The following is a 21,969-nucleotide window of genomic DNA, read 5'->3' on the forward strand; positions in this document are numbered from 1 at the left end:
TGATCGCGGAGCGACGAAGGCGGCGGTCATGCGGTGACCAGGATCTGGTGCGGCGCACCGGTGGCGGTCCGGGTGGCGGATCCGAACACGGTGACCAGGATCGCCAGGCCGAGGGTCGCACCGGTCTGCCGCATGGTCTGGAGCACTCCGCCGGCCGCTCCGGCATCGCGCGACGGCGCGGTCGCCATGATGATCACGTTGAGCGGGGCGAACGCGAGGCCCATCCCGAGTCCCATCAGCACCATGGCGACGAACAGCAGGGGGAAGTAACCGCTTTCCACAGTCAACCGGGTCAGTAGGACCAGACCACCGATCATGAGCACCGTGCCCGCGAGCGCGGCCGGTTTGGGGCCGAAGCGGGGCAGCAGCCGCGGGATGAGCCTGCTCATGGTGAACACCAGCAGTGCCATGGGAAGAAACGCGAATCCGGTGGCCAGCGCGTTCATGCCGCGCACGTGCTGGAGGTACTGGCTGAGGAAGAAGAACATCGACATGCCCGCCATCGGCCCGAGGCAGAAGTTGACGTAGGCGGCGGCCCGGTTGCGGTCGGCGAACAGGCGCAGCGGGAGCAGCGGCTGGGCCGGGGCGGTCCGCACCGACGTCGAACCGGGCGACCTGCTGCGGATGGGGCACGCGATCGGACTGGCGGCCGAGGCCACGCCGGAGGCCACCGAGCGGCTGATCACCGTCGTCCTCGACGGCCTGCGTCCCCCGCAGGGCGCCGCTACCGGCAGCTGATCGCCAGCGGCACCAGTTGTTCGGCCGTGGTGACCGAGCCGTGCTGCCCGACGAGCGCCGATTCCATCGGCTCGGCCTGCCTGCGCAGCATGCCGAACCCGTCGCGGGCGGCGGCGACCACGTCCCCGATCCGCGGCCGCACCCGGTCGCTCACCCGGGGGCCGAACCATCCGGCCGCGATCGCCTCCTCACGCCCGGCCACCCACGCGTGCTCGCCGAGCGTCGCACGCCACGCGGCCAGCACGTCGTCCGCCGCGCCCGGGACCGTGTACACGTGCCGGGCGCGGGCCTCCCCGCCGATCTCGCGCACTCCCTCGGTCAGCCCGGGCATCGCGTCGAGGTCGACCGCCGTGCCGTCCACGGTGACCATGCCGTGATCGGCCACCACCAGCAGCATCCGCCCCGCGGGCAGGCCTTCGACCAGTGCTTCCACCAGCCGGTCCACCTGCCGCAACTGCTGTCGCCAGGCGGGGGAACCGGGGCCGTAGAGATGTCCCATCAGGTCGAGCTGGCTGTGGTAGGCGTAGCAGAACCCCGGCGATTCCCGCAGTACGGACAGCACCGACGCGGCCAGATCCCCCAGCGCGTGCACACCCACGTACCGGCTCCCCCGCTGCACCGCCCTGGTCAGGGGTGACCGCGCGAACTGCGCCTCCGACACCACGCAGGCGTGCACGCCGGCGTCGGCGGCGGCGGAAAAGGTGGTCGGCAGCGGTTGCACGTCCTCGGGAGCCAGCTGCCCGGTCAGCTCGGGGCCGCCAGGATGACGGCGCCAGCGCAGCGCGTTGAGCACGCCGACGCCGGGCATCTCGAAGGTGTAGCCGGTCATCCCGTGCTCGCCGGAGGCCAGCCCGGTGCCGATCGCGGCGAGCCCGGCGACGGTGGTGGCGGGATAGCCGACCCGCAGCGAGCTCCTACTCAGCGAGCTGAGCACGGGTGCGTCGGCCGCGTGGTCCTCCAGCAACTCCCAGCCCAGCCCGTCGACGAGCAGCACACAGGCACCGGCGGCGGGGGGAAGGTCCAGGGTGTTCTCGAAGCGCGGCACACCGAGGACGGCAAGCACCGAGGGTACGACCTCGGCGAGGTGCGGGCGGTCGGGCAGCGTTGGGAGGTCCACGCCTGCCAGCTTGGCAGGCACGGCCGCGGGTTCGCATTTCCTGCGCGATAATCGGCTCATGCCGACCTACGCCTACCGCTGCCGCGAATGCCCCGGAACCTTCGAGGTGAACCGGCCGATGAGCGAGTCCAGCGCGCCCGCGGCCTGCCCCGATGGCCACACCGACACGGTCAAGCTGCTCACCACGGTGGCGCTGACCGGCTCCGCCGCCACCCCGGCCCCGGCGGGCGGCGGCTGCTGCGGGGGTGCCTGCGGCTGCGGCTGACCACTGCGCGGCGTCGCCCGGACCGTCTAGTGTGGAGCGTTCGCGTCGTGCTGCCGGAGACCGTCGTGGATCAGCCACTGCGCGAGCGTGTAGCTGGCCATCACCCCGGCGTCGGTCACCCTGGCCCACCGCTTCGGCAGCACGAACCGGCCCAGCGCCAGCAGGCTGTCCGAGGCCATGAACGCGGCCGCCCCCGCCGCGATCCGCCCGGCACCCGGACCCCGGACGGTGGTCGCGGCGGCGCCCATCGTGCCGATCGCGAGCGCGTAGACCTGGACCGGGCGGCGCAGCGGGCCTGCCTTGCGGCCCAGCACCGCCGCCGTCGCCGCGGTGGTCACCGCCACCGGCACGACGAGTCGCGCCCGCGGGCGCCCGCCCCGGGCCGCGAAGGCCCCCGTATAGGCGACGTGCGCGGCCAGGAACGAACCGAGCCCGGTCAGGAACGCCCGGTCGCCGCCGCGCAGCAGGGCGACGTCCCCCGCCCAGGAACCGAGCAGGCCCAGCGCGGGCGCCGGACCGGCGGGCCGGTTCTCGGCCGCCAGCACGGGCATCAGCGCCGGTTTGGTGATCTTGCGCCAACGGGACGCCCCCAGCAGTGCCAGCGTGGTGTCGGCCACCGCGACCAGCGCGTACTTCGCCCGCAAACCGCCTCCTTCGTGCCTTTCGAGCGCCTTGAGCCTGGCAGCGGGGGACGTTTGCGGCGATTGATTCGCAGCAAACGTCCCCCGCTCACCGCACCCTAGACCGTGTAGTCCCGGAAACCCTTGCCCGTCTTGCGGCCCAGTCGTCCCGCGGTCACCAGGTGTTCGAGCAGCGGGGCCGGGGCGAAGCCCTCCTCGCGGAACTCGTAGAACAGGGTGCGCTCGATCGCCAGCGAGACGTCGAGGCCGACCACGTCGAGCAGTTCGAACGGGCCCATCGGCAGCCCGCAGCCGACCTTCATGGCGGTGTCGATGTCGTCGGCCTCCGCGTAGTGCGCCTCGAGCATCTTGACCGCATCGTTGAGGTACGGGAACAGCAACGCGTTGACGATGAACCCGGCACGGTCGCCGCAGTGCACCGGGTGCTTGCCGACGGCGGCGCACAGCGCGTAGGCGGTGGCCACCACGTCGGGTGCGGTGGCAATCGTGTGCACCACCTCGACCAGCTTCATCACCGGAGCCGGGTTGAAGAAGTGCAGGCCCACCACCTCGCCGGGCCGGGTGGTGGCGGCGGCGCATTCGATGACCGGCAGCGAGGAGGTGGTGGTGGCCAGGATGGCGCCCGGCCGTACCGCTTCGTCCAGCGCGGCGAACACCGAGCGCTTCACGGCGAGATCCTCGGCCACGGCCTCGATCACCAGGTCCACTTCGGCGAGATCGGCGAAGTCGGTGACCGGGGTGATCCTGGCGAGCACCTCGGCGGCGTCCTCTTCGGACATCCGGCCCTTCTTCACCGCGCGGCCGAGCGAGCCGCCGACCTTCGCCACCGCGGCGGTGGCCTTCTCGGTGGTCCGCGCCCGCAGGATCACCTGGTACCCCCGCTTGGCGAAGACCTCGGCGATGCCGGTGGCCATGGTGCCGGTGCCGACCACGCCCACCTTGCCGACGGGGCGCACGTCAGCGCTGGCAACAGCGGACGCCTCGTCCGCGGCGTCGACCACGATCGGCGAGTCGGGCGCGTCGTAGGTGTAGAAGCCGCGGCCGGTCTTGCGGCCCAGCAGGCCCGCGGTGATCATCTGCTTGAGCAGCGGGGCGGGGGCGTGCAGCCGGTTGCGCGACTGCCGGTACATCGACTCGAGGATCTCGTAGGCGGTGTCCAGGCCGATGAGGTCCAGCAGGGCGAGCGGGCCCATCGGGTAGCCGCAGCCGAAGCGCATGGCGGCGTCGAGGTCCTCCCGCGTGGCGTAGCGCTGCTCGAACATCCGCACCGCGTGGTTGAGGTAGCCGAACAGCAGCGCGTTGGCGATGAACCCGGCGCGGTCGCCGATCACCACCGGGGTCTTGCCCAGCCGCTCGGCGAAGGCGACCACCTGGGTGATCACCTCGGGCTCGGTCACCACGGTGCGCACGATCTCGGTCAGCTTCAGCACCGGGGCCGGGTTGAAGAAGTGCATCCCGACGACCTTGCCCGGCCGGGTGGTGTGCACCCCGATCTCGGTGACGGACAGGGAGGAGGTGTTGGAGGCGAACACGACTTCGGGGTCGACGATCTTGTCCAGGTCGTTGAAGATCTGCGCCTTGAGCTCGAGGCTTTCCGGCACGGCCTCGATGACGAAGTCCACGGGGGCCAGGTCGGTCAGTTCGGTGGTGTAGCGGATGCGGCCGAGTAGCGCCTCGCGGCCGGGCGAGTCCAGTTTCCCGCCGGCCAGCGCCCGCTCGGTGGACCGTTCGAGATGGCCGCGGGCCCTGGCGATGCCCGCGCCGTCGACCTCGACCCCGATCACGTCCAGCCCGCTGCGGGCGAGGACCTCCGCGATGCCCGACCCCATGGTGCCCAGCCCGACCACGCCCACGGTCGCGATTTCACGCGTCATAACCGGCCCTCCGATGGTTACCCGGCGGTAATAAGGACCGATAGTGCCATGGCGCGCGCCCGATGGCACCACAGGATCGAGTCAGTCGCCGGGAACTCGCTCCGGCCGGGCGAGAGGCTCAGGCCGGGTCGCCGAAGTTCTGCGCGACCAGTTCCTTCACCTTCGCCAGCGCCTGCGCCGCCTCCGGGCCCCGGGCCCGGACCTCGATCCGGTCACCCTTGCGGGCGCCCAGCGACATCAGGGCCAGCACGCTGTGCGCGTCGGCCTCCTTGTCGCCGAGCAGGACGCTGACGTCGGCCTCGAACCCGCTCAGGCTCCTGGCCAGCACCGCGGCCGGACGGGCGTGCAGGCCCACCTCGTTGGCCAGCACGACCTCGAGCCGGTCGGCTTCGGGGGCGCTCGTGGCGGGGTGGGCCTCCAGTTCCGGCTGCCCGCCCGCGGCCGCGGCGGCGGCCAGCACGGCGGCACGGTCGGCACCGCCCTGCGCGGCGACCGCGGCCGCCACCGTCCCCTCCACGAACGGCGCGTCGGCCACCACCGCGGTGTTCGCCTCCGGCAGCGACTCGACCGCCAGTTCCGCGGTCATCTGCGCGCTGCCCAGGTCGTAGAGCAGCACCACCCCGGAACCTGAATCGGCCCGCTGGACCGCCGCGACCACCTCGTCGTAGTCGGTGCCGATCCCGCCTCCGGACAGCCCGCCCGCGGGCACGATCGTGACGTCCGGCGCCATCTGCGCCGCGACCTCGGCCAGCCCTTCGGCCAGCTTCGCACTGTGGGACACCAGGACCAGGCCGACGCTCATCGCGCCGCCTTCGCCAGCGCGCCGAGGATCAGCGCCGTGGAGCGCGCACCGGGGTCGAGATGACCGGCGCTGCGCTCACCGAGATAGGAGGCCCTGCCCTTGCGGGCCACCAGCGGGACGGTCGACTCCGCGCCCTTCGCGGCGGCGTCGGCCGCCGCGGTCAGCACCGCGGCGACGTCGGCTCCCTCCGTGGCCGCGGCCTGCTCGGCCGCGGCGACCGCGGGCAGCAGTGCATCGACCATCGTCTTGTCGCCCTCGACCGCCTTGCCGCGGGCCTGCACACCCTCCAGCGCCGCCCGCAACGCGGCGGCCACCGCCTTGACGTCCACTTCGGACTCCGCACCGACCGCGGTGGCGGCCCGCAGGAAACCCGTACCGTACAACGGCCCGGCCGCGCCGCCCACCTTCGAGATCAGCGTGGTCGCGGCCAGTTTGAGTACCGCACCGGGTGTTCCGGGCATCGACTGGTCCAAAGAGGACACTATCGCGGTGAACCCCCGGTTCATGTTCTCCCCGTGGTCGGCGTCGCCGATGGCCCGGTCCAGCTCGATCAGCTCGACCCGGTGCTCGGCGACCACCTCGGCCGCGGCCCGCAGCGCGGCGGCGACCCCGTTGGCCGTACAACCCATTCTCATGCCCTCCAGCGCAGTGCGGCGGTGTGGACCGGAGCGTCCCACAGTTCGGTCAGTTCGTCATCCAGCTTCAGCAACGTCAGGCTGATGCCCTGCATCTCGAGGCTGGTGATGTACGGGCCGACCAGGCGGCGTTCGACGGTGATGCCCTGCTCGGCCAGCAGCCGCTCGGCGATCCCGTGCGCCAGGTAGAGCTCGATCATCGGGGTGCCGCCCATCGAGTTGGTGAACAGCAGCACCCGGTCGCCTCGCGTGAACGGCAGGTCCTCGGCCACGGCACGCACCATCCGCTCGACCAGGACGTCGGCGGGCTCGGCCTTGGTCCGCTCCCGCCCCGGTTCGCCGTGAATGCCGATGCCGAACTCGATCTCGTCCTCGGCGAGGTCGAAACTGGGCGAACCCACGTGCGGCACGGTCGGCGCGGTGAGCGCAACGCCGATCGAGCGCACCTGCCCGATCACCTTGTGCGCCAACGCTTCCACCGCGTCCAGCGAGTCGCCCCTCGCCGCGGCCGCACCGGTGATCTTCTCCAGCAGCACCGTGCCGCCCACCCCGCGGCGGCCCGCGGTGAACGTGGAGTCGGCGACGGCGACGTCGTCGTCGATCACCACGCTGCGCACTTCCAGCCCCTCGGCGGCGGCCAGTTCGGCCGCGGTCTCGAAGTTGAGCACGTCCCCGGTGTAGTTCTTCACGATCAGCAGGGCGCCCGCCTCACCGGTGGTGGCGGCGACCGCCGCCTGCACCGCGTCCGGGGTGGGCGAGGTGAACACCGCGCCCGGCACCGCCGCGTCCAGCATGCCGGGGCCGACGAACCCCGCGTGCAGCGGTTCGTGCCCGGAGCCGCCACCCGAGATCACCGCGACCTTGCCCGCCACCGGCGCGTCGGCCCTGATCACGACGTCGGGGTCGTACTGGACCCGCAGCAGGTCGGCGTGCGCGGCGGCGAGCCCCCGCAGCGATTCGGTGACCACGTGCTCCGGATCGTTGATGATCTTCTTCATAACGCCTCCGTTGGCTGGTTCTGGCCCCCTTCCTACCGGCGAATCAGGCCGGACGCCACCTACGGACGGGGCAGTTTGGGCAGTACCGCCTTGGCCAGCGTCAGCGCCTTGCCGCAGGCGTCGTCCTTGGCCGCGTCGTCGTGGTAGTTGTCGTACTGGACCTCGACGACCTCGCCCTTCCCGTTCTCCGCGGACCGGTGCAGCCAGGAGATCGTGCACCGCTTACCGGCGCTGGTCTCCAGCTTCTGGTCGCCCGTGACACCGCCGCCCAGATCCACCTTCGTATCGTCCAAGGGCGGTGCGGTCAGGTCGTAGGAGAGATAGCCGCCCGCGGATCCACCGGAGAAGCTGCAGCCGTGCAGACCGTAGAACGAGCCGGTCGAACCACGGCCGAGCACGCCGGTCACGGTCGTGTTGTCGAGCAGGGTGCAGAAGTCCACGGTGAGCAGCGTGCCCTTCGGCTGGGGCAACTGCGGCGGGGTGTCACGCAGCCGCTGAATCACCTTCTGCAGCACGGTCTGCCCCGCCCCGCAGGCGTCCCCGCCCTTATAGGTGACGTGCACGCTGATGCCGCTGCCGTTTTCCTTGGACGTGATGCCGTCGACGTTGCACGTGGTGTCGTCGATCTTGTCCACGCTCAGCGGCAGCCCTTCGATGGTGCCGCTCGGGTTCGAGCCGGTCACGATGTCGGCGAGCTGCAGGTCCAGCGCGATCCGCTTGCCTCCCGCGTCGGTCACCACATTGCGGCACTCCCCGAGGGCGTACGGGCTGAGCTCGCCGTCGGCGATCTTGCCGAGGTCGCCGAGGGTGCCGCTGTCGAGCAGGCCGCACGGATCGACGGTGCGCAGCGCCGCGACCGTCAGCGCGGAGCCGGCGGCCGCCCCCGGATCGCTCGCGGCCGTCGCGGCGACCGTGGTGCGGGGGAAGTTCTGTTTGCTCAGGTCGGGGCCGCAGGCCGTGGTGGTGACCGCGGTGACCACGGTGAGCACGGCCGAAACCAGGATCGGCACAGGACGGCGGGGCCGGGCGGACCGGGCAGGAAAACGCACGCCTGCACCGTATCCGCACCGGCCCCGCGCCAGGAGCCGAACCGCCTTATTCGCCGGAGGGCCGCTCCACCGGCACCCGGATCGGCCGCAGCACGGCCCACAGCCCCATCAGCGCGGTGAAGATGAGCAGGCCGATACCGGCCCACAGGTTGATGTTCACCCCCGCGGCCTTCGCGATCTGGGCCTCGCCGGTGAAGGCGGCGCCCATGATGGTCAGGACCAGTCCGTAGACGCCGGTCAGCAACGCGACGATCAGACGGATGTCGAAGCCGGCGCGATGGGTCCGGGTGGGTTCGCTTGCCATGACTTCCCTCCTCCTCTCGAAAGAATCCTTCAGAAGGCGATGTTCAGCAGGATGGTGAGGGCCAGCGCGATCCCGGCGAGCAGCACCGGCTTGCGGTACCAGCCCGCGTCTTCACCGGTGGCCGCGTGCTGCCGGGACTCCTTGGCGGTCAAGGAGTAGACCAGGCCGGCCAGTTCCGCCTCGGGCTTGGGCTTGGTGACGTAGGTGACCGCGACGCTGACCGCGATGTCCACCACGAAGGCCACGATCGCGGCGAGGAAACTCGTGCCCTGCCCTGGCAGCGTGAACACGCCCGTCTTGCTCATCACGAACACGGTGATCGCCGATGCCGTGCCGACCACCAGGCCCCACACCCCCGCCGCCGCGGTCATGCGCTTCCAGAACATGCCGAGGATGAACGTGGCGAACAGCGGCGCGTTGAAGAACGAGAACAGGGTCTGCAGGTAGTCCATCAGGTTCGAGTACGTGGAGGCGATGAACGCGGTGCCGATCGCCAGGATCGTCGCACCCGCGGTGACCCCGCGGCCGAAGTTCAGGTAGTACTGGTCCGGCTTGTCCTTCTTGACGTAGCTCTGCCAGATGTCGTAGGTGAACACGGTGTTGAAGGAGCTGAGGTTCGCCGCCATCCCGGCCATGAACGACGCGAGCAGCCCGGCGATCGCGATGCCCAGCATGCCGTTGGGCAGCAGGTCCCGCATGAGCAGCAGCAACGCGTCGTTGAAGGTCGCACCGCTGGGCGCGCTGTGGCCCGCCATCAGCGCTTCCTTGTTGCTGCCCGTCAACTCGGTCACGGTGACCGCGGCGATCATGCCGGGGATGATCACGATGAACGGGATGAACATCTTCGGGAAGGAGCCGATGATCGGTGTCCGGCGCGCGGCGGACATGCTCTTCGACGCCATCGCGCGCTGCACCTCGACGAAGTTCGTGGTCCAGTAGCCGAAGGAAAGCACGAACCCGAGCCCGAAGACCAGGCCGAGCACCGACAGGAAGTTGCTGGTGAACCCGGTGAGCTGGCTGCCGGGCCACGAGTGCAGCTGTTCGGCGCCGCCGGGGCCGTGGGTGACCTTGTCGACCAGGCCGCTCCAGCCGCCCACCTTGTACAGGCCGACCACGGTCAGCGGCACCAGCGCGGCCACGATCACGAAGAACTGCAGCACCTCGTTGTAGATCGCGGCGGACAGGCCGCCGAGTGCGGTGTAGGTCAGCACGATCACCGCGGCGACGATCACCGACACCCAGATCGGCCAGCCCAGCAGCAGGTTCACCACGCTGGCGAGCAGGTACAGGTTCGCGCCCGCGATGAGGATCTGGGCCAGTGCGAAGCTGACGCCGTTGACCAGGTGCGCCGCGTTGCCGAAGCGGCGGCGCATGAACTCCGGCACGCTCCGGACCTTGGACCCGTAGTAGAACGGCATCATCACGACCCCGAGGAACAGCATCGCGGGGATCGCGCCGATCCAGAAGTAGTGCGCGGTCGGCAGGCCGTACTCGGCGCCGTTGGCCGACATGCCCATGACCTCGATGGCGCCGAGGTTCGCGGAGATGAAGGCGAGCCCGGTGACCCAGGCGGGCAGGGACCGCCCGGACAGGAAGAAGTCGAGGCTGGTCGAGACCTGTCTGCGGGCCAGGTAGCCGATGCCGAGCACCAGCACGAAGTAGAAGGCGAGCAGGACGTAGTCGATTGCCTTCGCATCAAGTCGCAGGTTCGCTGCGGCTAGGACATGCACCGGTGCACCTCCACGGGTCAAACACCATTCAACAAGAAACACCAGGATTCAGCTGACGAGCGCACATTACTACCTGGTATCCCCCAGTGGAATGACGCCGGTGCGCCTTGACCGACTTGAGATCAAGATGGTGACCAGCCAACCGCGAGGAGTGACCGCGGGCAACTCGACGTGGTGAGATACCCCCCACCTGAAGGAGGCAAACCTCGCTGAAAGCGCCCTCGCCCCGGCGCGAATGCCCGAAGAAGCAGCCAACCGGAACCGAACGTGCACCAACACGGCAACCCGGACGAGATGCTCCCTGGTGCTTCTCAGTGCTGTTCAGTGCTTTTCGGTGCTTTTCGGTGCTTCTCAGTGCTGTTCAGTGCTTTTCGGTGCTTTTCGGTGCTTCTCAGTGCTGTTCAGGGTCCCCGACGGACCTGACGCCCGGGATCTGCCTGCGCAGGAAGGCGACGAACGCGGGGTTGAAGTCGTCGCCGGCGAACGCGCCCGAGAGCAGGAACGGCCGGTGCTGCCGGATGATCGCGTTGATCGCACGCTGCCAGTCCGGCTCCTGCCCAGCCAGCAGCCAGAGGGTCTGCGCCGTGTTCAGTGCGTGGACGGCGAACCAGGCGTAGCGGGCGTCGACCGGCCGGTCGTCACCGGGGCTGGCCAGATCGGGATGCTCGACCGCGAGGTCGAGGTAGTGCTGGAGGAGCCCAAGAGCCGACAACTGGAGCTGTGCCTGGCCGTTGCGGCGATAGGTGTAGACGGCGAAGACCACCGAGGCCACCGTGGCCAGCGCGAGGATGAGGAACGCGAACTGCGTGACGACGGCGATCATCGGCGTCCTTTCGTCCGCCACCACCGTAAGCCGGGGCGCCGATCACGGCGAACCGGCCGTCACGCCGTCAGAACAGCCGGTTCTGATCTCCATCTTTCGGTGACCTGCGCGTAAGCGCAGAACCTGTTGGCACGCAAGAAAAAGTCACTCTCCGTGAATCTCGATTGATCACGGTGGTTTGGCATCTGTTGTGCCCCCAGTGAGCCCCAGAGACAAGACGACCCCGGCGCGACGACGCAACCGCCGGCCGGGGCCTTGATCAGACGATGGAGGTCTGACCCGTGACGAACACTATCGGCACCGCTGCGGCTGCGCAGTCGCCCGCGGTCCTGGAGATCGCCCCGAAGCGCCGGCCGTACTGGCAGACGCTTCCCTGCCCGGTGTGGTGCTCCGCGGAGCACACCGACGACGCGGCCCCCGTGGACCGCAACCACTTCTCCACCTGGTCGGCCGAGATGCCGCTGACGCTGGAGGCGCCGGAGATCTCGCACGGCGCCGCCGGCGCGGTGACGGCCGAGGCTGCCGTGGTCGAGGTGTTCCTGATGCAGCACCACCGGGAGATCGAGCCGCGGGTGATCGTCGGCGACCAGGGCACCCGGGAGTTCACCCTGACCCCGGCCGAGGCGCTGGAGCTGGCGCGGGCGCTGACCATCGCCGCGAAGCTCGCCACCCCGGAGGTGGCCCGGTGAACGCCGCACGCATGTCCCACGAGGAAGTCGTAGGTTTCGAGGCTCGCCTCACCGAGCTCCGGGACGACGCGATCGAGGCCGCGAAGCGGTACCCCGTGGTCGCCGACCACTGGATGGCCGAGGCCCGCGCTTACCGGCTCGCGATCTCTGCCCTCTACGCCTGGAGCGGCGGGAAGTACGGGCAGACCCTCGCCGAGCAGCCCGGGGGTGCCCGATGAGCCTGTTCGAGGTGTTGCGCGCCTACGGTGCGCCCGCGCTCCTGCGCTTCGTCCTGGCGTTGCTGGCGTTCCTGGTGTTGCACCTGGTGCGCCTGCCGTTCGTGCTGCTGGTGCTCGGCCTGGAGGCCGGGTTGCGCGCTACGGACCGCTACGCCACCCGCCAGGCCGGGGCCCCGCGCTGTGCCGAGGGGGTGGCCCGATGACGCGCCCGTGGATCACGTGGGCCGGGTTGGCGGCGGTGGCGCTGGCGGCGGCGGTGCTGTCGTTCGCGTCGCTGCGGAACCTGGCCATCGCCTGCGGCACTCCGGGTGAGCTGGCGTGGCTGCTGCCCGTGTGCGTTGACGCGGCCGCGCTGGCCGCCACCCGCGTGTGGCTGACCGGCGAGGGGCCGGAGAAGGCGCGGAGGTTCGCCCGCATCCTCGCGCTGGGCATGATCGCCCTGTCAGTGGCGGGCAACGCCGCCGATCACTTCCTGGCGGGAAACGACATCCGGCCACCGTGGTGGACGGTGGTGGCGGTGGCCAGCGTGCCGCCGCTGGTGCTGGGCGCGGTGGCGCACCTGGCGGCCCTGGCCGCGAAGGGTACTCAGGATCTGAGTACCCCTGGTTTCCGTCCAGAAGGCGGAACCCTGGACGCGGAACCGGTCGGGAGCCGACTCTCCCCTCTTGGGGAGGGCAGTGGTGGACACGATGTCCAGCAGTCGCCCACTGGGTTCCTCGCAGGAACTCAGTTCGAGACCGGCGCTGCGACTCTCCGCCCGGAAGGCGGAATGACGGCGCCTGGCGATGCTGGTGCCTCTGGCGTCGAGGAGGTTCCTACCCAGGCTGTGGGTACGGACCAGCCTGGCGCGGAACCGGTCGCGCTTGGCGAGGACTCAACCCCGCCAGCGGAAACGGTTACCGAGCACCAGGAGGAGCACCAGGCACGCCAGGAGGAGCACCAGGAGCCGTTCGAGCACCTGGTGTTGCGGGCGGCGCGTCTGGTGGCCGAGGGCGAGGCCGAGGGCCGCAAAGTGGGCCGGGGCACCATCGCCGCGGCGCTGGGCATCAACGAGCACCAGGCGCGCCAGGTGCTGCGCCAGGTCGCCGAGATGTCCCCGCCGACCCTGTACGCGGTCGGGGGTGAGCACCGATGAGCCTGGAACCGATCGAGCGCGCGGAGGTCGAGGGCGAGCTGGTTGACCTCGACCACGACGGGGAGCCGGACGTGTTCCGGCCCGGCCGTGACGTGGCCAAGGGCAGCGGCGGTGAGCTGGTCGAACACACCGGCCAGCAGGTCGACCAGCCCGCCGGACGGGCACCGATCGAGTTGCGGGTGCGGCGCATCGAACGCCGTCCGCTGGTGCCGGAATGGGCCACCTCCGCCGAGGGTGTGCGCGAGGTGGTGGTGTTCGCGGCCGGCCACGCCGGGCACGTCGTCGCCTTCCACATGATCCGGCTGCCCCTGTACGGGGGGAAGGTGCTGGCGTGGTGCCCGGTCGGGCTGGCGCGCCTGGTGGCCGCTGGCGCCCGGTGGGTCCTCGACGCCGAAGGGCACGCCATGCGCCGCCAGGTGGCGAAGGGCAGCGACCCGGACACGCACCTGCGGGTGCGGGCCGAGGGCCGGGCGCTGGTGCGCCGCCGCGCCACGATGGCGGCCGTCCTGGTGGGCCTGGTGGCTACTGGCGGGGTCCTGGCGGGGCTGCTGGTGCCCCTGGTGGCCTACCTGGCGGCTGCTGGCGCCGTGGTGGCCCTCGGGCTCGCCGGGGCGCCGAAGGACAAGCCGATCGCGTCCCGGGCGGTGGTGGTGGAGCGCTACGTGCGGCTCACCTCCGAGATGGTGGAGCGTGGTTTGCGGTCGCTCGGCCTGGCTGCGATGACCGCGAAGGGTGCGCGCATCGAGTTCCCCGCGCCGATCCAGCGGGACGGGCCCGGGTGGCGGGCCGAGGTCGACCTTCCCTTCGGGATGACCGCCACCGACGTGATCGAGCGCCGGGACCGGCTCGCCGCCGGTTTGCGCCGCCCGCTGGGGTGCGTGTGGCCCGAACCGGCCAGCGACGAGCACCCCGGGCGGCTGGTGGTGTGGGTCGGGGACGTGCCCATGAACAAGGCCAAGGCCCCGGAGTGGCCGCTGCTGCGCGCGGGCAAGGTCGACATCTTCAAGCCGGTGCCGTTCATGATCGACCAGCGGATGCGGCCCGTGGGCATTGACCTGGTGTTCTGGAACATGCTCATCGGCGCGATGCCCCGCATGGGCAAGACCTTCGCGCTGCGCCTGGTCGTGCTCGCCGCCGCGCTCGACCCCTACGTGCAACTGCGGTTGTTCGAGCTCAAGGGCACCGGCGATCTGGGCATGTGTGAGCCGGTGGCGCACCACTACGCCTCCGGGGCCGGGGTCGACGCCAAGGAAGCGACCATGGCCAGCCTGCGGGACCTCTACCAGCAGTTGGAGACCCGCGCCGCCACCATCACCCGCATCGCCAAGGAGAACCCCGCGGCCTGCCCCGAGAACAAGGTCACCCCCGACCTCTCCCGTGACCCGCGCCTCGGCCTGGGGATCGTGCTCGCGATGATCGACGAGTGCCAGGAGATCTACTCCGACAAGGAGTATCGGGAGGAGGCCGAGAAGCTCACCGAAGGGATCATCAAGCGCGGCCCCGCCCTGGGCATCATCCTCGTCCTGGCCACCCAGCGACCGGACGCGAAGTCCCTGCCCACCGGGGTGTCCGCGAACGTCGGTATCCGGTTCTGCCTGCGGGTGATGGGGCAGCTCGAAAACGACATGGTGCTCGGCACCTCCAGCTACAAAGCGGGGATCAGGGCGACCACGTTCACCGCCAGCGACAAGGGCATCGGCTACCTCGCGGGCGTCGTCGACGACCCGGTCATCGGGCGCACCTACGGGGTGGACGGGCCCGCGGCCGAGAAGGTGGTCAAGCGGGCGCGGCTGCTGCGCGAGCAGGCCGGCACCCTCACCGGCCACGCCATCGGCGAAGCGCAGATCGTCGTCAACGTCGCCGAGGACGTGGCCGCCGTGTTCGGCGACGAACCGAAGCTGTGGACCACGACGATCCTCGAACGCCTCACCGGCTACCGCCCGGAGGTCTACACCGGGTGGACCCCGGAGCAGCTCGCCGCGGCGCTCAAGCCCTACGGGATCACCTCCGGGCAGGTGTGGGGCACCACCGCCGAGGGCAAGGGCGCCAACCGTCAGGGCTACGTCCTGGACGCGATCACTAGGGCCACCCGGTCCTAGACCTAGGGGCAGCCCTAGGGCCCTCTCAGGCCCTCTGACCTGCGAACTAGGGCCTAGGGCTGCCCATTGACCCCTGCAACGTCAGCGCCCGAAAGGGGGTGATCGGGATGGGTATGGAGATCGACGGTGACGACGTGGTGGTGACCGTGGACAGCGACGAGGAGGCCGAGGAGCTTCTCCGCGCTGGCTGGATCGAGAAGAAGTAGCGGAATACCGACAACGAGCAACAAGCACCAAACACCGAGAGAAGGGAACGAGATCATGGGTTGGTTCAGCAAGAAGCCGGAGCCGGCGCAGGTGTGGGCGCAGGAGCAGGAGCAGAACCGGGCGCAGCGGAAGGCCGCGAACGACCGGGTGGTCGCGAAGCAGCGGCGGGACGCGGAGGCGTTCGTCGCCAAGCACGGCCCTGTCGAGGCCAAGAAGCTCTCCAAGTCCCTCGACGACACCATCAAGCCCAGTAACACGCCCTACAACCCGGACGCGCTGTGGGACGCAGCCAACCGGGCGGATGGCGGCAGCAGCGAATGGGTGTGTCGCTGACCGCGTGAACCGAAGGCCCTCGACCTCTCGCAGGTCGGGGGCCTTTCGCTGTCCGCTAGCGCTTGGTGACGAACGTGCCCTTGACCGGCACCGTCTGCACCACGCCCCGATCACGCAACTCGGCGACGGCACGGCGCACCGTCGCCACCGATACCCCGTACTCGGCGGCCATGTCCCGCTCGTTGGGCAGGCGCGCACCGGGCGGCAGCTCGCCCGCGGCGATCCTCGCGGCCACATGCTCCGCGACCTGGGCATAGACGTAGACCGGGCTGTCCGGGTCCGGCTCGAACGCTGCCACCTTGGTCACGGCGGGAACGTAACCGCCCCCTGACCTGCGCAAACCATCCGAAAGCGTCGCAGTGCTATGCAGTGCGTTGCAGTGCTCCGTATTCTGACCAGCTATGACGGCCATGCCGGAGCACCCAACGATGACGACGCGCGAAGAGTTCGAACTGCTCGGCCACCTGGCCACGGTCAACACCGGCCTCGGGCGAGCGGTGCAACGCATCCTCCAACACCAGCAGGACCACGGGCAGCTCCCCGCCGACGAGCTCCGCGAACTCGGGTCGATCCTCGCCGAACTCGGCACCCGGCTCACCACGGCCGCCGACCGGATCGACCGGCCCGTGAGCGACACCCCCACCCTCTGACTGGGGCGCGTTCAGGGATCTCAGAAGTACTCGTTCTGAGTGCCACCGCTGGTCAGGGCATGTTTTCCGCCTTCCTGGGGCACATGCGGGGCCACTCGCCACCGAAACGAGCCGAAAAACGACGTTCCGTGACCGGAATTGTGACCGTCCGCAAACAACGAAAAGGCCCCGCACCAGCACGGCGCGGGGCCTTCATCGTCTGCCGGGTTACGGCGCGACCTCGGTCATGCCGGGCGCCTTGAGTACCTCGGCCAGGGCGGCGGCGAGCCGTTCCTCATCGTGCGGCACGGTCGCGACCTTCGCGCCGTGGGCGTCGACGTGCACCAAGGCGCTGTCGGGATGGTGGGCGAGCAGTTCGATCCGGGCGATCTGCTCGGCGTCGAGGCTGTCGATGTAGCCGTTCACCGTGTCGAGGACGGCGAGCTGCCCGGCACGAGTGAGGGTGTGTGACTGCCCGGTGCGGGGATCACGGTCGAGGACCAGGCGGCCGGGCAGAGACTCGATGCGGAAACCGCGGCCGAGGGTGTGGGCGGTGTGGTGAATGCTGCTCATGACGTGTTGCTCCTCAGGTGAAGTGCAGGTGGTGGATGGTGGGCAGGTGTCGTTCAGCGGCCTCGGCGAGCGCCTGCAACGCTTCGGTCGGTCCCTTCCGGGACAACGCGAGCACCCGGGGCTCAGCGACGACCCGCTCCGGGATGCCGGTGCGGTAGCCGTCCTGTTCGAGGATCGGCTGACCGAACGAGTAGCCGGTGACGCGCGGCTCCGGGAGACGCTGCCGGGGCTGCTCCCCCACCTGCTCGGCGAGGGACTGTTCCAGGCCCAGCAGGCGGGCAACTTCCCGTTCGTCCTCGTCGACCTCGGCCACCGCCTCGACCGCGGCACGGGCCGCGTCGACCAGGGCCGCTACGAGCCCCTCCAGCCGTTCGCCGAGGGTCTCGGCCCGGGTGTGCGCTTGGGCGGTGTGCTCGTCGAGCTGGGCGCGGACCTCGGCCAGGCGGGCGCGGGTCTCCCGCTCGGTGATCTCGGCCTGCGCGGCGTCGAGGTGGCGGCGCACCTCGACCGTGGCCCGGTCCAGATCGGCGGCCTCGTCGAGCAGTTCCCGCCGCTGTCCCGACAGGTCGGTGGTGCTCTCCCCCGCCGCGATTGCCGCGGTGAAGTGCTCCTCCAGCGCGCCCAACGCCTGCGAGATCTCCTCACAGCGCGCGTCGATGCGGGCCAACTGTGCCGACCGCTGCTCGATCCGGGCCTCCGGGGTGGCTTCAGTGGTCGTCACCGGGCACCCCCTTCGGCCTTGTACAGCATCGTCGGCGCGTCCTTCTTCAGCACGGGCGCCGGTTCCTGCGCCGCCGCAGCAGCGATCTGGCGCCGCTTTGCGGTGATCTCCCGCTCAAGCTCCCGAGCTCTGGCGTCCAGCGGTGCCGTTGCGGCCTTGACGGCGCGAGTGATCTCGCGCTGGATCTCAGCCGCCTTCGGCGTGCGGGTCAACGCCCCCGCCCGCGCCGGCCGCGGGCGAACCACCGTTGTCTGCACCTGCTGGGCGGAGTACTGCGCCAGCACTCGCCGCGCTGCCTCGATGTCCTCGGCCGACGGCTCCGTTCGCTCCTGCGCCAGCTGGCTGTAGCCCGCCCGCAGCACGGGATCGGACGTCGCGGCGCTCTTCGCCCACAAGTCCTTCTTGGTCTCCACCGACGCGGTGAGCACACGGTCCTCCAGCGCCGCCGCTCCCCGCGCGCTGACCGGATCGGGGTTGCGCAGAAACACGCCGTGCCAGCGGTGCGCAGATACACACCGCGCTGTCGCATCCAGCGCCGACAGTTGCCCGAGCACGTCGCTCGGGATCCGCTCTGCGGTCTTTCGGTACTCCGGGGGGATCTCCCGCAACGCAACCATGTCCGCCTCCTTCAGGCGACTCGTTTCGGCACCCACGTCGCAGCGTCTGATGCTGCGATCTCCCACGCACCCGCACCTCTACCGACCCGCCGTGCAGTGATGCACCCCGTGCGAGCCAGTCTTCGCGCGTAGCCCGTAGAGATCCGCATCCTCTGCGCTGCCTCGGACAAGGGAAGCCACGTTTCCTCTGACGACGGCGAGTCTGACTCGAAACGCCCACCCCGGAACCGTGTCGTACCGGAACCGTCGTGTTTCCCCAGCTCAGCCAGCGCGCGCCGTCGTTCCGCCGCGTAGCCCTCCGCGGCGCGGAGCGCAGCCTCCGCCAGCGCCCGCCGCCGAGGGGACACGTAGCCGTGCGACCGTTCCTCCGCCCGGACCTGCGCGCACAGCACGCGAGCGACCCACACCGTGTCCTCGCCGGTGTAAAGGACCGCGCACTCCGCTCCCGTGACGAACACGCTCACCGCTCGACCTCCCGCAACGCCGCCAGCAGCAACCGGCGCCGCATCAACGTCACCGCCGCATCCGACACCGCCAACTCGGCCAGGAGATCCCGCGCCAGCGCCGTCACGGCATCGACGAAGTCCCAGATCTCCACCGCGTCCCGCAACTCGTGCAACGCCGTCAACTGCGCCGCCTGGTCGCCGAGGACGGCCGCGATCAGCGCCCTGGCCGCCAGGGCATCGCCCCGGGCGATCTCCTCCGGGGTCACCGTGGAACCCCGGTCGATGGGTCGAGGGCTTCGATGGGTCGAGGGTGATCGACTGACCGGACGGCCCATGAGGTCACCGGGCGCCGCCGGCCTTCCTTGCGGTCCTCGCTCATGACGCCGCCTTCCGCTTCTTCTCACACGCCGTGTGCAGGCGCCCGCCGACGGGGCTGAAGACGACTCCCCCGCACTCTTCGCACGGGTACGGGGGCCGCTGGGCGATGGGGACGACGGTGGTGTCGTGGTCGCGTGCGCAGTCCTGGCAGAGCCACGCCCCGTCCGCAGCTTGGGTGAGCGACATCGGCCGGGCGCAACTGTTGCAGCCGTTCGGCGGCTCGCTGTGGTCACGGTCATGTGTGGCCACGGTGGCGGTGTCGCCGGTCTCCTCTGAATGTGAGGACCACAATGGGTTGGGTCGCGACTCATCGCGACTCACGCCGCTCACGGCGGGGTCCCCGCGCTGCCCTGAGTCGCGTGAGTCGCACTGAGTCGCGACATTTCCATTGTGGGTCTTACCTTCATCACCGGTGCCACGCTTGAGTCGGATACCGCGATAAGTCGGGACCTGCTTCCCGCCGTCGCCGCGGGGCCGGGCGCGGCGCACCTGGGGTACCACGGCACCGAGGTTGCGGCCGAACGCCTGCTTGTTGCCCGGTCGCTCCCGGCCGCTGTCCTCGCACCAGTCCTTCCACTCCTGGTACAGCTCATCGACCGTGACCTCATGGCCCGCGCCGACCTCGCATCGCTCACGGACGAATGCGGACGTTGGGGAGGCGTTGTCCTGCATCGTCAGCACCGCGTCCTTGGACGACTCAGGTTCAGTGAAGCGGCCTTGAGCGCTGAGGCGTTCCAAGCCGTCCAAGGCCCAGTTCAAGATCCCCGGCATCTCCGCGGTGAGTTTCTGGGTCAGGCCGGGGTCCTCCTTGCCCAGCCACGACACCTGCATGGGGAGCACGATGAACCGGTGGGCGATGGCGCCGGAGGCGTCGCCAAAGTTGGGCAGCTCGTTCGACAGGATCACGATGCGGGTGGGCAGGCGCCCGGTCCAGGGCTGCCGGTACTTCAGGTCGATGTCGATCGTGTCTTCGCCGGAGATGGTCAGGAGCCGTTCGACAACCTGCTGAGTGTCCCGGCCGCCGAGGCGGGCATCCGAGATGATCGCCAGCGGCTTCCCGAGCAGGGGCTGCAACCCGAAGTTGCTGGCGAGGCTGGCCAGGGTGGGGCCGGCCATGTTGCCCTTGCCGACGAGTTCGCTGAGGACCCGCGCGATGGTGCCCTTGCCGGAGCGAGTGGGGCCGACGATGAGCAGGATCTTGTGCAGGTCGGTGCGCCCGGAGACGACGTAGCCGAAGAACTCCTGCAACGCCTCGACCGCGGCCTGATCGTCGGGCCACAGTTCGTCCAGGAAGCGCAGCCATCGCTCGGGGCGCGGGGCCGCGGGGTCGTAGTCGAAGGGCACCGACACCAGGTTGAAGAACGCCGGGGTCAGGTCGAGCAACTTCCGCTCCGCGACCTGCAACAGCCCGTTCAGGCACGCCACCAGCGTGCTGTCCCCGGCGGGGGCCTTGCGACGGTCGATCCATTCAGGGGCGTCGACCGTGTTGGGCAGCAGCATCACCGCACCCATGGCGTCGAGCACGTCAGCGATCTTGCGCTTGGTGGGCGACCAGGGCCGCTTGGTCGACTCGCCGTCCTTCTCGATGACGAAGAGGGCGTTCTCCAGACGGCGGTACAGCACGGCGCGCACCGCCAGGTCCTCGACCTCAGCCCAGTGCGTGCCTTGCCACCGCATCCACTGCCCGCGCCAGTGCCGGAGGGTCAGGACACCGTCCTCCTGCCATGCGTCGATCAGCCTGCGGGCCACCGTGAGTGGCTGCTGGGGCGACGGGAACACCTCGCCCTTGTTCTCGCTCACGCTGCCCTCCTGGTCGGTTCGGTGGTTTCGATGTGGCGTCGGCAGGCCGGGCCGAGGCCGCGCGCGACGGAGACCCGGGCCGGCGGCTGTCGGCGGCACCGCTCGCACCGGACGTCGAGGTCGGGGCCGGCGGCAAGGTGCGGGTGGATGGACAGGGCGGTCACGCTGCCGCTCCCCGATGCTGTTCGGCGATCTCGCGCTCCACCCGACGCCAGCTGTAGTCGGCGGCCGCCTTGATCTGCTCCGGCGTCCGGGCCGGGGTGCTGTAGGCGTTGCGGCGGCGCTCGAGCTCCCGGTAGCTGGGCACGCTGGCCTCGTGGCGCCAGTCGATGGCGGCGGAGATGGCGCTGGAGGTCTCCCGGAACTCGGCGCGGTCGAGCCACCCCAGGTACTCGCCGACCAGCATCATCAGCAGGTCCGCGACGTGCGGGGACGAGCACAGCGGGGCGGCCGAGATGTACAACTCGATGGCCTCAGCGCGCGTCAAGGGCTTGGTCGGCTCGTTCACTCCGCCTCCCGGAGGATGCGGCGCAGTTCGTCGCGCACTGTCTCGCTGGTCAGGCCGAGGGCACGGAAGTGCTGCCAGGTCTGGCCGCAGGCGCGCAGCGTGCGGGCACGGCGGGCGGTACGATCGGCGCTGGTCGCGGTTGGTGAGCTGTCGATCTTGGAGGCCGGAGCGTGTGGTGCGCTCCGGTCTCGCCTATTGCGGGGCATGCTCACGCGGCCTCGCCCCCGGTCTCCTGCTGGTGCAGCCACGACTCGACGTCTGACCAGCGGTACTTCGCGAACTTCCCGACCCGGATGTACTTCGGGCCACGGCCTTGATAGGCCCACTGCGCGAGCGTGGCGGGTGAGACGCCGATGTCCTCGGCGACTTCCTTGCGGCTCATGAGCCGAGCGGTGGGGGTGGTGTTCTTCATGCCGCACCCCCGGCTGACTGGCTCGCTTGCTGGTCAAGCCACGCATCAATGTCCTTCCAACGCCAGCGCAGGTGTTTCCCCACCTTGATGGCGAGAGCGCCGACGCCCGTGCCCCTATAGCGCTGGTCGTAGATCGTTGACGGCGGGATACCGAGATGTTCGGCGATCTCGGCGATACCCGCGAGAGGTCGTGCATCGACCATCTGAACCTCCATAGACCGTTTGGTC

General features: G+C 70.1%; 30 protein-coding genes. 9 read left to right on the forward strand and 21 right to left on the reverse strand.

Annotation, left to right across the window (positions count from 1 at the left end; translation table 11 throughout):
- Positions 1-26 precede the first annotated feature (26 nt).
- Positions 27-596: an MFS transporter gene (locus ORV05_RS26195; RefSeq protein ID WP_268754664.1), complete on the reverse strand. Its 570-nt coding sequence runs from the start codon at positions 594-596 to the stop codon at positions 27-29.
- 28 nt (positions 597-624) lie between these two features.
- Between ORV05_RS26195 and ORV05_RS36380 the strand changes: the two genes are divergently transcribed.
- Positions 625-738 (forward strand): hypothetical protein, encoded by a 114-nt coding sequence (locus ORV05_RS36380; protein ID WP_326938087.1) that lies wholly within the window; start codon positions 625-627, stop codon positions 736-738.
- On the opposite strand, the gene ORV05_RS26200 is transcribed toward ORV05_RS36380, so the two are convergent.
- A complete protein-coding gene (locus tag ORV05_RS26200; protein ID WP_268754665.1) occupies positions 725-1,855 on the reverse strand; it encodes an alkaline phosphatase family protein in 1,131 nt (376 codons plus the stop codon). The genes ORV05_RS36380 and ORV05_RS26200 overlap by 14 nt on opposite strands.
- A 58-nt stretch (positions 1,856-1,913) precedes the next feature.
- Between ORV05_RS26200 and ORV05_RS26205 the strand changes: the two genes are divergently transcribed.
- Positions 1,914-2,120: an FmdB family zinc ribbon protein gene (locus ORV05_RS26205; protein ID WP_268754666.1), complete on the forward strand. Its 207-nt coding sequence runs from the start codon at positions 1,914-1,916 to the stop codon at positions 2,118-2,120.
- Positions 2,121-2,146: 26 nt separating this feature from the next.
- Here ORV05_RS26205 and ORV05_RS26210 read toward each other — a convergent pair whose 3' ends face one another.
- The 9 genes from ORV05_RS26210 to ORV05_RS26250 all read right to left on the reverse strand — a co-directional run bounded on the left by ORV05_RS26210 (position 2,147) and on the right by ORV05_RS26250 (position 10,976).
- A complete protein-coding gene (locus ORV05_RS26210) occupies positions 2,147-2,764 on the reverse strand; it encodes a lysoplasmalogenase (protein WP_268754667.1) in 618 nt (205 codons plus the stop codon).
- 95 nt (positions 2,765-2,859) lie between these two features.
- A complete protein-coding gene (locus tag ORV05_RS26215) occupies positions 2,860-4,635 on the reverse strand; it encodes a 3-hydroxyacyl-CoA dehydrogenase family protein (RefSeq protein WP_268754668.1) in 1,776 nt (591 codons plus the stop codon).
- Positions 4,636-4,753: 118 nt separating this feature from the next.
- Complete coding sequence (gene dhaM / locus ORV05_RS26220) at positions 4,754-5,437, reverse strand: dihydroxyacetone kinase phosphoryl donor subunit DhaM (protein WP_268754669.1); 684 nt, start codon at positions 5,435-5,437, stop codon at positions 4,754-4,756.
- A complete protein-coding gene (gene dhaL / locus ORV05_RS26225; RefSeq protein ID WP_268759901.1) occupies positions 5,434-6,066 on the reverse strand; it encodes a dihydroxyacetone kinase subunit DhaL in 633 nt (210 codons plus the stop codon). Before dhaL ends, dhaM begins: the two co-directional genes overlap by 4 nt.
- A 2-nt stretch (positions 6,067-6,068) precedes the next feature.
- A complete protein-coding gene (dhaK, locus tag ORV05_RS26230; RefSeq protein ID WP_268754670.1) occupies positions 6,069-7,070 on the reverse strand; it encodes a dihydroxyacetone kinase subunit DhaK in 1,002 nt (333 codons plus the stop codon).
- Between the two features lie 59 nt (positions 7,071-7,129).
- Positions 7,130-8,119, reverse strand: a complete 990-nt coding sequence (locus ORV05_RS26235) for a DUF3558 domain-containing protein (protein ID WP_268754671.1) — start codon at positions 8,117-8,119, stop codon at positions 7,130-7,132.
- Between the two features lie 46 nt (positions 8,120-8,165).
- Positions 8,166-8,423 carry a hypothetical protein gene (locus ORV05_RS26240; protein WP_268754672.1) on the reverse strand — a complete coding sequence of 86 codons (258 nt, stop codon included), beginning with the start codon at positions 8,421-8,423 and terminating at the stop codon, positions 8,166-8,168.
- 29 nt (positions 8,424-8,452) lie between these two features.
- Positions 8,453-10,153 (reverse strand): sodium:solute symporter family protein, encoded by a 1,701-nt coding sequence (locus ORV05_RS26245; protein ID WP_268754673.1) that lies wholly within the window; start codon positions 10,151-10,153, stop codon positions 8,453-8,455.
- A gap of 391 nt (positions 10,154-10,544) precedes the next feature.
- Positions 10,545-10,976 carry a hypothetical protein gene (locus ORV05_RS26250; protein ID WP_268754674.1) on the reverse strand — a complete coding sequence of 144 codons (432 nt, stop codon included), beginning with the start codon at positions 10,974-10,976 and terminating at the stop codon, positions 10,545-10,547.
- Positions 10,977-11,257: 281 nt separating this feature from the next.
- Between ORV05_RS26250 and ORV05_RS26255 the strand changes: the two genes are divergently transcribed.
- The 6 genes from ORV05_RS26255 to ORV05_RS26280 all read left to right on the forward strand — a co-directional run bounded on the left by ORV05_RS26255 (position 11,258) and on the right by ORV05_RS26280 (position 15,657).
- Positions 11,258-11,665 carry a DUF6907 domain-containing protein gene (locus tag ORV05_RS26255; RefSeq protein WP_268754675.1) on the forward strand — a complete coding sequence of 136 codons (408 nt, stop codon included), beginning with the start codon at positions 11,258-11,260 and terminating at the stop codon, positions 11,663-11,665.
- On the forward strand, positions 11,662-11,883 hold the full coding sequence (locus ORV05_RS26260) for a hypothetical protein (protein WP_268754676.1): 222 nt from the start codon (positions 11,662-11,664) through the stop codon (positions 11,881-11,883). The genes ORV05_RS26255 and ORV05_RS26260 overlap by 4 nt, the downstream gene beginning before the upstream one ends.
- Positions 11,880-12,086 (forward strand): hypothetical protein, encoded by a 207-nt coding sequence (locus ORV05_RS26265; RefSeq protein WP_268754677.1) that lies wholly within the window; start codon positions 11,880-11,882, stop codon positions 12,084-12,086. Before ORV05_RS26260 ends, ORV05_RS26265 begins: the two co-directional genes overlap by 4 nt.
- Positions 12,083-13,018, forward strand: coding sequence for a DUF2637 domain-containing protein (locus ORV05_RS26270; protein WP_268754678.1), 936 nt, complete (start codon positions 12,083-12,085; stop codon positions 13,016-13,018). The genes ORV05_RS26265 and ORV05_RS26270 overlap by 4 nt, the downstream gene beginning before the upstream one ends.
- Positions 13,015-15,117, forward strand: coding sequence for a cell division protein FtsK (locus ORV05_RS26275; protein WP_268754679.1), 2,103 nt, complete (start codon positions 13,015-13,017; stop codon positions 15,115-15,117). Before ORV05_RS26270 ends, ORV05_RS26275 begins: the two co-directional genes overlap by 4 nt.
- A gap of 261 nt (positions 15,118-15,378) precedes the next feature.
- Complete coding sequence (locus tag ORV05_RS26280; protein WP_268754680.1) at positions 15,379-15,657, forward strand: hypothetical protein; 279 nt, start codon at positions 15,379-15,381, stop codon at positions 15,655-15,657.
- A gap of 55 nt (positions 15,658-15,712) precedes the next feature.
- On the opposite strand, the gene ORV05_RS26285 is transcribed toward ORV05_RS26280, so the two are convergent.
- Positions 15,713-15,964 (reverse strand): GntR family transcriptional regulator, encoded by a 252-nt coding sequence (locus ORV05_RS26285; protein ID WP_268754681.1) that lies wholly within the window; start codon positions 15,962-15,964, stop codon positions 15,713-15,715.
- Between the two features lie 121 nt (positions 15,965-16,085).
- On the opposite strand from ORV05_RS26285, the gene ORV05_RS26290 reads away from it, so the two are divergent.
- Entirely contained in the window at positions 16,086-16,307 is a 222-nt protein-coding gene (locus ORV05_RS26290) for a hypothetical protein (RefSeq protein WP_268754682.1), read from the forward strand.
- 207 nt (positions 16,308-16,514) lie between these two features.
- Here the strand turns inward: ORV05_RS26290 and ORV05_RS26295 are convergent, their stop codons facing one another.
- The 9 genes from ORV05_RS26295 to ORV05_RS26335 all read right to left on the reverse strand — a co-directional run bounded on the left by ORV05_RS26295 (position 16,515) and on the right by ORV05_RS26335 (position 21,944).
- Positions 16,515-16,859, reverse strand: a complete 345-nt coding sequence (locus tag ORV05_RS26295) for a hypothetical protein (RefSeq protein ID WP_268754683.1) — start codon at positions 16,857-16,859, stop codon at positions 16,515-16,517.
- Positions 16,860-16,872: 13 nt separating this feature from the next.
- Complete coding sequence (locus ORV05_RS26300; RefSeq protein WP_268754684.1) at positions 16,873-17,580, reverse strand: hypothetical protein; 708 nt, start codon at positions 17,578-17,580, stop codon at positions 16,873-16,875.
- Positions 17,577-18,197 carry a hypothetical protein gene (locus ORV05_RS26305; protein WP_268754685.1) on the reverse strand — a complete coding sequence of 207 codons (621 nt, stop codon included), beginning with the start codon at positions 18,195-18,197 and terminating at the stop codon, positions 17,577-17,579. The genes ORV05_RS26300 and ORV05_RS26305 overlap by 4 nt, the downstream gene beginning before the upstream one ends.
- A 460-nt stretch (positions 18,198-18,657) precedes the next feature.
- Complete coding sequence (locus ORV05_RS26310; protein WP_268754686.1) at positions 18,658-18,909, reverse strand: hypothetical protein; 252 nt, start codon at positions 18,907-18,909, stop codon at positions 18,658-18,660.
- 109 nt (positions 18,910-19,018) lie between these two features.
- Positions 19,019-20,821 carry a DNA primase family protein gene (locus tag ORV05_RS26315; RefSeq protein ID WP_268754687.1) on the reverse strand — a complete coding sequence of 601 codons (1,803 nt, stop codon included), beginning with the start codon at positions 20,819-20,821 and terminating at the stop codon, positions 19,019-19,021.
- Positions 20,822-20,981: 160 nt separating this feature from the next.
- On the reverse strand, positions 20,982-21,329 hold the full coding sequence (locus tag ORV05_RS26320; RefSeq protein ID WP_268754688.1) for a hypothetical protein: 348 nt from the start codon (positions 21,327-21,329) through the stop codon (positions 20,982-20,984).
- Positions 21,326-21,541, reverse strand: a complete 216-nt coding sequence (locus ORV05_RS26325; protein WP_268754689.1) for a hypothetical protein — start codon at positions 21,539-21,541, stop codon at positions 21,326-21,328. Before ORV05_RS26325 ends, ORV05_RS26320 begins: the two co-directional genes overlap by 4 nt.
- Positions 21,538-21,741, reverse strand: coding sequence for a helix-turn-helix transcriptional regulator (locus tag ORV05_RS26330; RefSeq protein ID WP_268754690.1), 204 nt, complete (start codon positions 21,739-21,741; stop codon positions 21,538-21,540). Before ORV05_RS26330 ends, ORV05_RS26325 begins: the two co-directional genes overlap by 4 nt.
- The gene (locus tag ORV05_RS26335; protein ID WP_268754691.1) at positions 21,738-21,944 is read right to left on the reverse strand and encodes a helix-turn-helix transcriptional regulator; all 207 of its coding nucleotides are present in this window, start codon (positions 21,942-21,944) and stop codon (positions 21,738-21,740) included. Before ORV05_RS26335 ends, ORV05_RS26330 begins: the two co-directional genes overlap by 4 nt.
- Positions 21,945-21,969: the final 25 nt, after the last annotated feature.

Source organism: Amycolatopsis cynarae, from assembly GCF_026802195.1.
GTDB lineage: Bacteria > Actinomycetota > Actinomycetes > Mycobacteriales > Pseudonocardiaceae > Amycolatopsis_E > Amycolatopsis_E rhizosphaerae.

What these genes read in the sequence shown, in the direction of transcription:
- dhaM (WP_268754669.1), bottom strand. Translation starts at nt 5,437, where the DNA reads ATGAGCGTCGGCCTGGTCCTGGTGTCCCACAGTGCGAAGCTGGCCGAA.
- ORV05_RS26335 (WP_268754691.1), bottom strand. Translation starts at nt 21,944, where the DNA reads ATGGTCGATGCACGACCTCTCGCGGGTATCGCCGAGATCGCCGAACAT.
- ORV05_RS26265 (WP_268754677.1), top strand. Translation starts at nt 11,880, where the DNA reads ATGAGCCTGTTCGAGGTGTTGCGCGCCTACGGTGCGCCCGCGCTCCTG.
- ORV05_RS26280 (WP_268754680.1), top strand. Translation starts at nt 15,379, where the DNA reads ATGGGTTGGTTCAGCAAGAAGCCGGAGCCGGCGCAGGTGTGGGCGCAG.
- ORV05_RS26250 (WP_268754674.1), bottom strand. Translation starts at nt 10,976, where the DNA reads ATGATCGCCGTCGTCACGCAGTTCGCGTTCCTCATCCTCGCGCTGGCC.
- ORV05_RS26305 (WP_268754685.1), bottom strand. Translation starts at nt 18,197, where the DNA reads ATGGTTGCGTTGCGGGAGATCCCCCCGGAGTACCGAAAGACCGCAGAG.
- ORV05_RS26295 (WP_268754683.1), bottom strand. Translation starts at nt 16,859, where the DNA reads ATGAGCAGCATTCACCACACCGCCCACACCCTCGGCCGCGGTTTCCGC.
- ORV05_RS26330 (WP_268754690.1), bottom strand. Translation starts at nt 21,741, where the DNA reads ATGAAGAACACCACCCCCACCGCTCGGCTCATGAGCCGCAAGGAAGTC.
- ORV05_RS26275 (WP_268754679.1), top strand. Translation starts at nt 13,015, where the DNA reads ATGAGCCTGGAACCGATCGAGCGCGCGGAGGTCGAGGGCGAGCTGGTT.
- ORV05_RS26215 (WP_268754668.1), bottom strand. Translation starts at nt 4,635, where the DNA reads ATGACGCGTGAAATCGCGACCGTGGGCGTGGTCGGGCTGGGCACCATG.
- ORV05_RS26270 (WP_268754678.1), top strand. Translation starts at nt 12,083, where the DNA reads ATGACGCGCCCGTGGATCACGTGGGCCGGGTTGGCGGCGGTGGCGCTG.
- ORV05_RS26290 (WP_268754682.1), top strand. Translation starts at nt 16,086, where the DNA reads ATGACGACGCGCGAAGAGTTCGAACTGCTCGGCCACCTGGCCACGGTC.
- ORV05_RS26240 (WP_268754672.1), bottom strand. Translation starts at nt 8,423, where the DNA reads ATGGCAAGCGAACCCACCCGGACCCATCGCGCCGGCTTCGACATCCGT.
- ORV05_RS26205 (WP_268754666.1), top strand. Translation starts at nt 1,914, where the DNA reads ATGCCGACCTACGCCTACCGCTGCCGCGAATGCCCCGGAACCTTCGAG.
- dhaL (WP_268759901.1), bottom strand. Translation starts at nt 6,066, where the DNA reads ATGGGTTGTACGGCCAACGGGGTCGCCGCCGCGCTGCGGGCCGCGGCC.
- ORV05_RS36380 (WP_326938087.1), top strand. Translation starts at nt 625, where the DNA reads ATGGGGCACGCGATCGGACTGGCGGCCGAGGCCACGCCGGAGGCCACC.
- dhaK (WP_268754670.1), bottom strand. Translation starts at nt 7,070, where the DNA reads ATGAAGAAGATCATCAACGATCCGGAGCACGTGGTCACCGAATCGCTG.